Below are 11,386 nucleotides of genomic sequence, written 5' to 3'. Positions count from 1 at the left end.
TTTATATTTCATAAAAATATTATATAACTGTTAAAAATATAATACAATAAAAAATAATGATATCGAATCATTGTTTTTTAGCGAGATTATATCTCTATAAATAAATTTAGGGGCTTTACGCTCGCATTTGGTAAAATAAAATAATCCTCAGCATAAATACTAAGGATTATTTTTTATCTTTTTTATTTTCTTTTTCATTTTGTTGGCAAGTAATCATTGCATTATTTTCTTTAGCTTGTCTTGCCAATTCTGATAAAGTAACACTATCTAAATAACCATTTATTACTTTATTCAAACCTAACCAAAATGGCAATACACTACAATAATCAGCTCTATTACAATTACAATGATCTTTTTCAATACAAGCAATTGGAGCCATATCTCCTTCAGCTGCTCGCAAAATATCACCAGCTGTGTATTGCATACTAGATTTTGCTAATAAATAACCTCCATTATTTCCTCGCACGCTTTTTACTAATTTTGCTTTTATCAATAAAGAAATTATCTGTTCCATATATTTCAAACTTATATTCTGTCTAGTTGCAATATCTTTTAATGGAATGGGATTACCTGTATTATTCACTGTTAAATCAATCATTGTTCTCAATGCATATCGACCTTTTGTTGAAACCTTCATCAAAATCACCTCATAAATATTTTACTATTATTTTAGTAGGAAATCAATTTTAAAAACTGCTATATTCTCAATTTTTTTCTATTTTTTCTCAATTATACACCTATAAAATATCAGGTATTTAATTATATAAAAAATTAACAATGTAACAATATTACTTGACTTTAATATTATAGCTAAGTATAATGATATTTGTTTATATCAAATTCAAATCCAATGATACAGAGTAGTAAATTATTTAATGTTTTTCAGAAAGTAGGCGGTCGATGCGAGCCTATAATCATGTAATTGAACTCGCTGTGGAGGAGTGCAAAAGCACCGCTAATCCCGTTAAGATTTTAAAGAGGATAACTTTTTGTTATCAATCAGGGTGGTACCGCGATAATTCGTCCCTGGCATTTTGCCAGGGGCTTTTTTAATGTCCAAAAATAGTATAGGAGTGTTAATTTTATGGAAAAATATTGTCCTCAATCCATTGAAAAAAAATGGCAGAAAATCTGGGACGAAACAAAAGCTTACCAGATTAATATGGACCCAAACAAACCAAAATATTATGTACTTGAAATGTTCCCTTACCCATCTGGTAATTTACATATGGGACATGTTCGCAATTACTCCATCGGTGATGTTATTGCTCGTTATAAAACTATGAATGGTTTCAATGTACTTCATCCAATGGGCTTTGACGCATTCGGTATGCCTGCTGAAAACGCAGCTATCAAACATGGTGTTAGTCCTTCTGACTGGACTGAAGATAATATGGCAAATATGACTCGTCAACAAAAAGAAATGGGTCTTTCTTACGACTGGGATAGAAAAGTTGCTACTTGCCATGAAGATTATTATAAATGGACTCAATGGCTCTTTGAATTATTCTATAAAAAAGGCTTAGCTTATAAGAAAAAAGCTTCTGCTAACTGGTGTGAAACTTGCCATACTGTACTTGCTAATGAACAAGTTATTGATGGTAAATGCTGGCGCTGTGATGATACAGTAGTGAAAAAAGACCTTGAACAATGGTTCTTAAAAATCACAGATTATGCTGATGTATTATTAAAAGACCTTGATAAACTTGAAGGCTGGCCAAACCGCGTAAAAATCATGCAGGATAACTGGATTGGTCGCAGTGAAGGTGCTGAATTTAGCTTTGATGTACCTGATTATAATGAAAAAATTTCTGTTTACACAACTCGCCCTGATACTGTATTTGGTGTATCTTATGTTGTACTTGCAGCAGAACATCCACTTGTAAAAAAATTCATCAAAGGTAAAGAAAACGAACAAGAAATCTTAAAATTCATTGAAGAAGTACACAATATGAATGAAATCGAACGTACTTCTAGTGAATCTGAGAAAAAAGGTATGTTCACAGGCGTTTATGCTATAAATCCATTCAATGGTGAAAAAGTTCCTGTATGGGTAACAAACTATGTTCTCTTTGAATATGGTACTGGTGCTGTTATGGGTGTTCCTACTCATGATGAACGTGACTTTATGTTCGCTAAAAAATACAATTTACCAATGAAAATTGTTATTCAAAATAAAGAACATAATTTAACACTTGAAACTATGGAAAATGCATACGTTGAAGATGGTGAACTTGTAGAGTCCGGTCAATTCACAGGCATGAATAATCGCAAAGCTATCACAGCTATGATTGATTGGCTCGAAGAAAATAATCTTGGCAAACGTCGTGTAAATTATCGTTTACGTGATTGGCTCATCTCCCGTCAACGTTATTGGGGTGCTCCAATTCCTATTATTTATTGCCCTCATTGCGGTGAAGTTCTCGTTCCTGAAGAACAATTACCTGTAAAATTACCTAAAGATGTAAAATTTGAAACTGGTGCAACTTCTCCACTTGCTCAAGCTGAAGATTTCGTAAATTGCACATGTCCAAAATGTGGTGCACCTGCAAAACGTGAAACAGATACTATGGATACATTCATCTGCTCTTCCTGGTACTATATGCGCTATGCTGACCCACACAATGATAAAGCTCCATTTAGCAAAGATGCTATCAATTATTGGCTCCCTGTTGACCAATATATCGGTGGTATTGAACATGCTATCTTGCATTTATTATATTCCCGTTTCTTCACAAAAGTATTAAAAGATGCAGGTCTTGTAAAATTTGATGAACCATTTACAAACCTTTTAACTCAAGGTATGGTTATCAAAGATGGTTCTAAAATGAGTAAATCTAAAGGAAATGTTGTATCTCCTGAAGAAATCATCAAAAAATATGGTGCAGATACTGCTCGTCTTTTTATTTTATTTGCTGCTCCACCAGAACGTGACCTTGAATGGAGTGACCAAGGCGTTGAAGGTGCTTGGCGTTTCATTCAGCGTGTATGGAGAATTATTCTTTCCTATGCTGATAAAGTTAAAGAAAATCCAACTTTTGATGTAAAAGCACTCACTAAAGAAGAAAAAGAATTATTCCGTATTTTAAATGTTACTATTGAAAAAGTAACTGAAGATATCGGTACTCGTGGTACTTTCAACACTGCAATTAGCTCCATCATGGAACTTGTAAATGCTTTCTATGTATTCAAAGATGGCAACTTAAATGCAGGTCTTGCTCGCGAAGTAGTTATCAACTTAATTAAACTTTTAGCACCATTTGCACCACATGTTACTGAAGAACTTTGGCAACAAATTGGTCAAACAGGTAGCGTACATCATACTACATGGCCAACATTCGACCCTAAAGCTACTATTGCTGATGAAGTTGAAGTTGTTGTTCAAGTAAATGGTAAATTACGTAGCAAAATAATGGTATCTTCCTCTGCTACTCGTGAAGCACAACAAGAAATCGCTCTTGCTGATGAAAAAATCAAAGGTTTAATCGAAGGTAAAACTATCGTTAAAGTAATCAGCGTTCCTAAAAAACTTGTAAATATCGTTGTTAAAGGCTAAGATTAGTCTATAAAAAATAAGCTATAGCAATTAAATTTTTACTTTGCTATAGCTTATTTTTATTTATGATTTTTCCATTTCCATTCTACGAAAGTTCCTGTATTTTTATCTATGGTAAATTCATATAAAACACCATTGACTTGTGCTCTACCTTCATATTGTAAATAGTCATCATCATGTTCTAATTTCAATTTAATATCACCTGTAGTACAATTTGGAATTTGTGCTTTTACTAATTCAATAGCACTCGCTTCATCTACTGGTTTTCCAGATAATTTGGCATAATATTTTTTATCAATCTCATAATCCATTGCCAAAATCTCTCCGCCATACATATCTACATTATAATTATATTCTTTATTATCAGCATAAAATTCTATATCATAAATATCTTTACCATAATAATTTTCTATTTTAGTCTTTAATCGACTGATATCTTTAGCTTCCATATCTGCATTTTCTAAAACAATAATTTCAGCTTGTTCCTTTGATATTATTCCTGATTTCTCCACTTTTACATCATGCTGTTCAATTTGCTGTTCTGTTCTATTATCCATAGGAATAACATTTTTTACTCCTTTAAATTCTTTTTGGTCATCTATCTGCGATTGCATTATGCCATAGCCTCCAAAAAAGCCCAATACCAAAATGATAATTATAATACCCACAATCCTCACAAAATCATACCCTTTCTTCATTCTCTATCCATGCTATTTAAACTTTACTTGATTAATTTTTCCATATGTATATGCGGGCAATATTCATCTAAATAAATATCTCCACTTGCTTTATATCCTAAACTTTCATAAAAGGCTCTCGCTCTACATTGTGCAGATAAACTTATTTTTTCACCTGATAAAGCTTTTACTTTTTCCTCTAATAAGTTCATCAATTTAGTGCCTATATGACATTTACGATATTCTTTAAGCACTGCTAATCTGCCAATTATATATGAATTTTCCTCATCTTCTTCTCGATATAATCTTGCATTTGCTATAGCTTTTTCTCCTTCCCAAATAATTAAATGATACGCAATATCATCTATATCATCGAATTCATTTTCAAATTTTTGTTCATTTACAAATACTTCTGTGCGTATATCTTTTGCCTCTTGAGGCAAATAATCAAAAAACTTGTACTTCAAATTCATCTTTACACCTTTACTTATCATACTTTTATTTATATTATATCATGAAAATCGCTCTCAATAACACTGATTATAGCACTATTCCCATATATTTAATAAAAAAATAACAGTGTTACAAGAGTTTTGTAAATAATTAAACTCTCATAAACACTGCTCAAACAAAAATTAAATATTAATATAAAATATTGCTACCTACTTGATAGATAATAACGGCTACTAAATATGCAATCAATAATTGAAAAAATATTGCAAAACAAGTCCATTTTGTAGAATTAGTTTCTTTTTTTATAGTTACAATACTAGCTATACATGGAGTATATAATAAACAAAATACCATCAAAACATAAGCATTTAATTCATGAAAACCAACTTGTGCTAATTGACCAACTAAAGTATTCATGCCTTCTGCTGAATTGATATTTAAAATACCATACAATACGCTCAAACTTGCTACAACAACTTCTTTTGCTGCAATACCAGATATCAAAGCCACCGCAATCTGCCATAATCCAAGTCCAGCAGGCACTAAAATAGGTGCTATTAATCGACCGATTTGAGCTCCAAAGCTATCACCGATATCTACCATACCAGAAAAATTAAAGTTTAAAATAAACCAGATAATTATTGAAGCTACAAAAATCGTTGTACCAGCTTTGGCTAAATATGATTTAACTTTTTCCCAAGCATATAAAAATATAGACATTACATTTGGTGATTTATATTCTGGAAGTTCTATCAACAATACTTTTTTATCGCTCTTATCGCTCACCTTATAAAAGATTTTAGCAATAATTATCGCCATAACTATGCCAATTACATACATAGAAAAAGCTACAAACATCGCATATTCTGGGAAAAACATTCCTGAAAATAAAATATATATTGGAAGTCTAGCACTACATGACATAAATGGCGTTACTAAAATAGTACGCAATCTATCTTTCGGGTCTTCTAAAGCTCTTGATGCCATAATTGCTGGCACTGAACAACCAAATCCCAATAATAAAGGAATAAATGCTCTACCAGATAAACCGATTTTGCCCATTACTGAATCCATGACATAGGCCACACGCGACATATATCCGCTATCTTCTAACACAGCTAAAGCTAAGAACAAAATAAATATATTCGGTAAAAATGCTAATATACCACCAATACCAGCTATAGCCCCATCAATTAACAATGACGATATAATTGGACTGACATCTATAGAATTCAATATTGCCATCAAATCATTGCTTACAATATCTATTCCTTCTACTAAATAATTTTTAAAAATATCACCTATAGTAAAAGTTAAAAAGAAAATAAATGCCATAATAGCCAAGAAAATCGGAATACCCCAAACATTATCAGTAAGCACAGCATCTATTCTATCTGTAGAACGTGCTTCTTTATCTTTATTTACTAATACCTCTTGTATTATTTCTTCGATAAAATCATATTTTTGCTTGATGATATCTTTTTCATAACTTCTATCCAATACATCAGGCAAATCTAAAGGATATTTTTCAATAATTTCTTTATCCTGTACTAATTCTTTGATTGCATGCCAACGCAAATTAGGTAATTGACCATATTTTTCAACGAGAGCTTCTTCGATAATATCTATCTTATCTTCAATCTCATCACTATAAACAACTACACAATCTTTATGATGATTATGTCTATGTTTACGATTTAAAATTTCTTCACCATGATGATGTTCTATTTTATCTTTAATTTTTTCACCCTGATGATGAGCAACTGCATGCATTAAGATTTCCAGACCACGTTTTTTTCTAGCACTGACAGGGACTACTGGTATCCCTAGCATTTCTGGCAATCTATGAAAATCGATATCCATGCCTCGCTCCTCAACAATATCCATCATATTTAAAGCTAAAACCATTGGCTTACCTAATTCAATAAGTTGCAATGCTAAATACAAATTTCGCTCTAAAGAAGAAGCATCTGCCACGTCAACAACTATATCGACTTCATCATCTAATATATATTGACGTGATACTTGTTCTTCCATAGTATATGAAGTCAAACTATAAATACCTGGCAAATCCACTAATTTATAATTTTCATTGTGAAATTGCATTGCACCTTCTTTTTTTTCTACAGTTACACCGGGCCAATTGGCAACTTTTAAATGCGCACCAGTATAAGCATTAAATAAAGTAGTTTTCCCACAATTAGGATTACCAATAAAAGCTACATGAACATCTTTACTCATTTTCTATTTCCTCGATTTCTATAGCATCTGCTATTTCTTTACCTATGGCAAAACGAGTGCCACGTACTTTTATAATTACAGCACCTTGATTTTTTTTATTTAAAACCATAAGTTTCACTTTGTCAGTCATGCCGAGCATCTCTAAACGACGTTCAATATTTCCCTCTAAATTTACTTTTTTTACAAGATAAGTTCTTTCTTTTTGTGCTTGTGATACATTCAAAATTATCGCCTCCTAAATATACACATTTTTCATTTTATCACATCTAGGCAAATTTTATCTAAAAAATAAAAAACGACACCTTTAAATAGTGTCGCTTTTATAAATAAAATCATTATTTAATTAAAATTTATCCTTATCTTTCGGTGGTGTAATATCTATTATTTTACCACTTTTAGACTCTGTATATTCTGCATCTTGTTCATTTGCATATTGATTATATTGCTGATATTCATTTTGATTTGCACCATTTAAACGGTTTCCACATTCAGGGCAGAATTTTGGAGGATTATTTCTATCTGGTGCCATCCATCCACAATTAGGGCAACGGAAATTATTTTCATCATATCTACTGCTAGCATAAACATTAGTTTCATTTTTTTTGCCAAAAAGTTTACGATAAATAGCCATAATTACCATTACTACGATACCGATAAGTACCACATTGGCAATTAAACCTAAAATATCACCCATAAATCCGCCAAGACCAAACATATTGCTGAGCATGCTACCTAAGAACATACCGCCAGCAAATAAACCAATATTTCTTAAAGCACTACCCCAACGGCTACCAGATTGCTGATTGTTTGCTGTATTTGTAGTAGTGTTAGTTTTATTTGCAGTATTTGTGCTTGCATTATTCGTTGTATTATTTGTAGTTGCATTAGACTTAGGTGCTTCTGTAACATTTGTCTTTGGTGCATCAGTTTTTGGTGTTGTAGTTGTTGTTGATTTTGTAGAAGGTGTTAAAGATTTTGTTGTACTAGCTGGAGCTTTGAAACTGCCACCGCCAGATTTTGCTTTTGCCATGCCAATACCACTAAAAGCAAAAACACACACCATCACAATTGCTAATATTTTTTTGAAATTCATTATACACACTCTCTTTTTTAATAGTTATTTTTTATTTAATTAATAGTTATTTTAACATATAAAGCATAATCAATCAATTATCTAATTAATTATTTATAAATTTGCCTACAAAAAAAGCTACAGCCAAAACTGTAGCTCTTATAACATAGAATAAATCGCTAATACCAATACTCCTGGTACTCCAAATATCCCTGCTATCAATGCCGTTATAAAATTAATCGGAATGTATACAAATCCCAAGAAATTTATAATATATAAAACAATAGCACCTATTATGCTATTATAAATGCAATTCCATAAGATTTTTAGTGGCATAGAAAAAATTTTAGTGAATACACATAAAATCAATAAGCCCACAAAAAAAGCAATAACTAATGTAGATTCAACCATAAAATCACAACCTTTGTTCTAAATGAACTTACATTTCTCGACGATTTTCAATAGCTTTAGCTAAAGTTACCTCATCTGCATATTCTAAATCGCCACCAACAGGAAGTCCATGAGCAATTCTTGTTACTTTTATACCTAGTGGTTTTAATAATTTGGCAATGTACATAGCTGTTGCTTCGCCTTCAATATTAGGATTAGTAGCCATGATAACTTCTTTTACTTTATCATCATATAGACGATTTAATAATTCTTTGATATGAATATCCTCTGGCCCTACTCCTTCAATTGGCGATAAAGCTCCATGCAATACATGATAAACACCTTTATAATCTCGCATACGTTCCATAGCCACTACATCTTTGGGCTGTTCTACTACACAAATAATAGAATGATCTCTATTTGGAGAAGTGCAAATAGCACAAGGATCTGTATCACTGAGATTAAAACAACAACTACAAAAGCCTATTTTTTCTTTAGCTTCAATAATAGCCTGCGCCAAGGCTTTTGCTTGGGCAGGCTCCATGTCTAAAATATGATATGCTAAGCGTACAGCTGTCTTTGAACCAATTCCTGGTAAAGCACGAAAATGTTCAATTAGCTTAGCCATAGGCTCAATATATCTCATTAGAATAATCCAGCAGGAAGATTTAAACCACTAGTTAATTTGCTCATTTCACTAGCCATCATTTCATCTACTTTTACCATAGCCTGATTTACAGCAGATAAAATAAGGTCTTGTAACATTTCTACATCTTCTGGATCTACTGCAGCTTTATCAATAACAAGGGACTGCATCTGTTTTTCACCGTTCATAACGACTTTAACAACACCGCCACCAACGCTTACTTCAACAGTTTTCTTTTTAAGTTCATCTTGCATTTTTTTCATATCAGCTTGCATTTTCTGAACTTTTTTCATCATGCCAGCCATATTACCTTGGTTAAACATCAAAATACCTCCATATAAAATATTTTTCTCTATCTAGAGTATCAAAATAAAATAAAATCGTCAATTATCTATTATTTATTATCTTCAGGAATTATTTTTCCACCAAAAATTTCAATCGCCGTCTGTAATGTATGTTTACCTTCTGGAGTCATATTATCATAATCCACGTCTGTTGGCGCTATATCTACATAATCTTCATCTGTAGGCATAGGAATATCTACTTGATAATCACCTTGTGGCAATATATCTTCATCTTCAATCATAGGGATTGTTACTTTTGGTGCTTTTATTTCCTGTATCTTATCAACATTATTATTTAAATTAGTATTAGCCTGCTGTGGCATTTGTGTTATCTTCAAATCTCCACAAGTACATACTAAACGCAAATTATGACCTGTTACATTTTCTAATACTTCTTCTATTAATAAACGATAATCATCTTTTTCTGTACGAGCTTGTAAAAACGGACTATCAAAATGGATAAAAAATTGATTATCTGCTATACGATAAGGTAGCGCTCTATTTACACAAGCCACTACAACTTTTTTGCGACGAGCATTAAGCCCTGCCAATACATTTTGCCAAATAGCTGTAGCATCAGCATTTTCCATTGGCATTATATTAGTATGCACTGGCTCATTTTTAATTATTTTTGAAGCTCTTTTTACTGTATTTTGTCTTGGCTCTACAGAAGTATTTACCATTGGCGCATTTGTCATTGGAGATGATTTATACTGCTCTTGCATATTAGCCAACTGGCTACTAAGTGCTTTGACTATTCTATCTAAACGAGAAACAGTCTGTTCTAGAGCCATTATTTTTGCCTCTGAAGCACCTTTGTTATTTACTGCAGGCATATTATTCATCATCGGCATTATTTTTTCTGAATTATTATTTTTAGCTTCACCTTGCCAACATAATTTTAAAAATAAAACTTCTGCCGTTATTCTAGGTTGACTTGCCCATTTTATTTCATTAATAGCCTCATGTATTTTTTGAATAATTTGCATTATCTGGTCATGCGTAAATTCTTTAGCTTGGCGAGATAATACCTCTTCATCTTCAAAATACATATTTAAATTTAATAATTTATTTGAAGCTTTATAGAGCATAATCGAACGAAAATGCAATACTAATTCGTTCAATAATTGTTTTATTTCTTTACCTTGAGCTATTACTTCATCAAGGATAGTTAAAATCGTTTGACTATCTTTTTTAGCTAGAGCATCTGTTATCTGCCATACCCAATCATGACCTACAAGCCCTAATACTTTTCTCACTTGTGTAACAGTGAGTTCATCTTTAGTAAAAGCAAGACATTGGTCTAATAAACTGAGTGCATCACGCATACCGCCATCTGCCTGAATGGCAATGATAGACAATGCATCTTTATCTGCATTTAGCCCCATCTCATCAGTAATCATTACAAGTCGCTTTAATATATCATCTTTGGTTATGCGTTTAAAATCATATCTTTGACAACGTGATTGTATTGTTATTGGCACCTTATGCACTTCTGTTGTTGCTAAAATAAATACAACATGAGATGGTGGTTCTTCTAATGTTTTTAGCAAAGCATTAAAAGCTTCTGTCGTCAACATATGAACTTCATCGATGATATATACTTTATATTTACCATCTACAGGAGCAAATTTCACTGTTTCACGTAAATCACGAATTTCATCAATACCACGATTGGAAGCCGCATCTATTTCAAAAACGTCCATGAATGAACCATCATTTATTTTTTGACAACATACACATTGATTACAAGGTGTTGGTGTCGGTCCATGCTCACAATTTAAAGCCTTCGCCAAAATCTTAGCTGTACTTGTCTTTCCTGTACCACGTGGTCCAGAAAATAAATATGCATGAGCTACTTTACCTGTGCTTATAGCATTAGATAAAGTTTCACTGATATGTTCTTGGCCTATAAGATCCGAAAAATCTTGTGGTCTCCACTTTCGGTAAAGTGCCATATAAGCCATAATAAATGCTCCCCTCCTATTTTTGGATATAAAAAAAACA

At 32.2% G+C, this 11,386-nt stretch carries 11 protein-coding genes and 1 other annotated feature; of the genes, 1 reads left to right on the top strand and 10 read right to left on the bottom strand.

The features are described 5' to 3' along the window. Positions 1–166 precede the first annotated feature (166 nt). Positions 167–637, bottom strand: coding sequence for an RrF2 family transcriptional regulator (locus AC5LAX_RS03655; RefSeq protein ID WP_008539857.1), 471 nt, complete (start codon positions 635–637; stop codon positions 167–169). Between the two features lie 204 nt (positions 638–841). Further along, positions 842–1,031: a binding site (T-box leader), on the top strand. 53 nt (positions 1,032–1,084) lie between these two features. On the opposite strand from AC5LAX_RS03655, the gene leuS reads away from it, so the two are divergent. Continuing rightward, complete coding sequence (leuS, locus tag AC5LAX_RS03650) at positions 1,085–3,556, top strand: leucine--tRNA ligase (RefSeq protein WP_288909291.1); 2,472 nt, start codon at positions 1,085–1,087, stop codon at positions 3,554–3,556. 59 nt (positions 3,557–3,615) lie between these two features. On the opposite strand, the gene AC5LAX_RS03645 is transcribed toward leuS, so the two are convergent. From AC5LAX_RS03645 to dnaX, 9 genes are all read right to left on the bottom strand, one after another. Beyond that, entirely contained in the window at positions 3,616–4,170 is a 555-nt protein-coding gene (locus tag AC5LAX_RS03645) for a PepSY domain-containing protein (protein WP_288909290.1), read from the bottom strand. Between the two features lie 107 nt (positions 4,171–4,277). Next, entirely contained in the window at positions 4,278–4,727 is a 450-nt protein-coding gene (locus AC5LAX_RS03640) for a GNAT family N-acetyltransferase (RefSeq protein WP_493263635.1), read from the bottom strand. A 148-nt stretch (positions 4,728–4,875) separates the two neighbouring features. Next, on the bottom strand, positions 4,876–6,927 hold the full coding sequence (gene feoB, locus AC5LAX_RS03635; protein WP_117463887.1) for a ferrous iron transport protein B: 2,052 nt from the start codon (positions 6,925–6,927) through the stop codon (positions 4,876–4,878). Beyond that, entirely contained in the window at positions 6,920–7,150 is a 231-nt protein-coding gene (locus AC5LAX_RS03630) for a FeoA family protein (RefSeq protein ID WP_288909287.1), read from the bottom strand. Before AC5LAX_RS03630 ends, feoB begins: the two co-directional genes overlap by 8 nt. Before the next feature lie 120 nt (positions 7,151–7,270). After that, positions 7,271–8,020, bottom strand: a complete 750-nt coding sequence (locus AC5LAX_RS03625) for a zinc ribbon domain-containing protein (RefSeq protein ID WP_288909286.1) — start codon at positions 8,018–8,020, stop codon at positions 7,271–7,273. Between the two features lie 138 nt (positions 8,021–8,158). Continuing rightward, positions 8,159–8,410, bottom strand: coding sequence for a pro-sigmaK processing inhibitor BofA family protein (locus AC5LAX_RS03620; protein ID WP_008539849.1), 252 nt, complete (start codon positions 8,408–8,410; stop codon positions 8,159–8,161). A 28-nt stretch (positions 8,411–8,438) separates the two neighbouring features. Continuing rightward, positions 8,439–9,035 carry a recombination mediator RecR gene (gene recR, locus AC5LAX_RS03615; protein WP_018999700.1) on the bottom strand — a complete coding sequence of 199 codons (597 nt, stop codon included), beginning with the start codon at positions 9,033–9,035 and terminating at the stop codon, positions 8,439–8,441. Then, positions 9,035–9,358: a YbaB/EbfC family nucleoid-associated protein gene (locus AC5LAX_RS03610; RefSeq protein ID WP_008539847.1), complete on the bottom strand. Its 324-nt coding sequence runs from the start codon at positions 9,356–9,358 to the stop codon at positions 9,035–9,037. The genes recR and AC5LAX_RS03610 overlap by 1 nt, the downstream gene beginning before the upstream one ends. Before the next feature lie 71 nt (positions 9,359–9,429). Continuing rightward, on the bottom strand, positions 9,430–11,346 hold the full coding sequence (gene dnaX, locus AC5LAX_RS03605; protein ID WP_288909284.1) for a DNA polymerase III subunit gamma/tau: 1,917 nt from the start codon (positions 11,344–11,346) through the stop codon (positions 9,430–9,432). Between the last annotated feature and the right edge of the window lie 40 nt (positions 11,347–11,386).

This window comes from Megamonas sp. (genome assembly GCF_986095205.1).
The sequence above is the reverse complement of the archived record's forward strand: the minus strand, read 5'-3'. Positions and strand labels throughout refer to the sequence as shown.

Excerpts from the sequence above, each read along its gene's own strand:
- AC5LAX_RS03655 (WP_008539857.1), bottom strand. The coding sequence starts at position 637 with ATGAAGGTTTCAACAAAAGGTCGATATGCATTGAGAACAATGATTGAT.
- leuS (WP_288909291.1), top strand. The coding sequence starts at position 1,085 with ATGGAAAAATATTGTCCTCAATCCATTGAAAAAAAATGGCAGAAAATC.
- AC5LAX_RS03645 (WP_288909290.1), bottom strand. The coding sequence starts at position 4,170 with ATGCAATCGCAGATAGATGACCAAAAAGAATTTAAAGGAGTAAAAAAT.
- AC5LAX_RS03640 (WP_493263635.1), bottom strand. The coding sequence starts at position 4,727 with ATGATAAGTAAAGGTGTAAAGATGAATTTGAAGTACAAGTTTTTTGAT.
- feoB (WP_117463887.1), bottom strand. The coding sequence starts at position 6,927 with ATGAGTAAAGATGTTCATGTAGCTTTTATTGGTAATCCTAATTGTGGG.
- AC5LAX_RS03625 (WP_288909286.1), bottom strand. The coding sequence starts at position 8,020 with ATGAATTTCAAAAAAATATTAGCAATTGTGATGGTGTGTGTTTTTGCT.
- AC5LAX_RS03620 (WP_008539849.1), bottom strand. The coding sequence starts at position 8,410 with ATGGTTGAATCTACATTAGTTATTGCTTTTTTTGTGGGCTTATTGATT.
- recR (WP_018999700.1), bottom strand. The coding sequence starts at position 9,035 with ATGAGATATATTGAGCCTATGGCTAAGCTAATTGAACATTTTCGTGCT.
- AC5LAX_RS03610 (WP_008539847.1), bottom strand. The coding sequence starts at position 9,358 with ATGTTTAACCAAGGTAATATGGCTGGCATGATGAAAAAAGTTCAGAAA.
- dnaX (WP_288909284.1), bottom strand. The coding sequence starts at position 11,346 with ATGGCTTATATGGCACTTTACCGAAAGTGGAGACCACAAGATTTTTCG.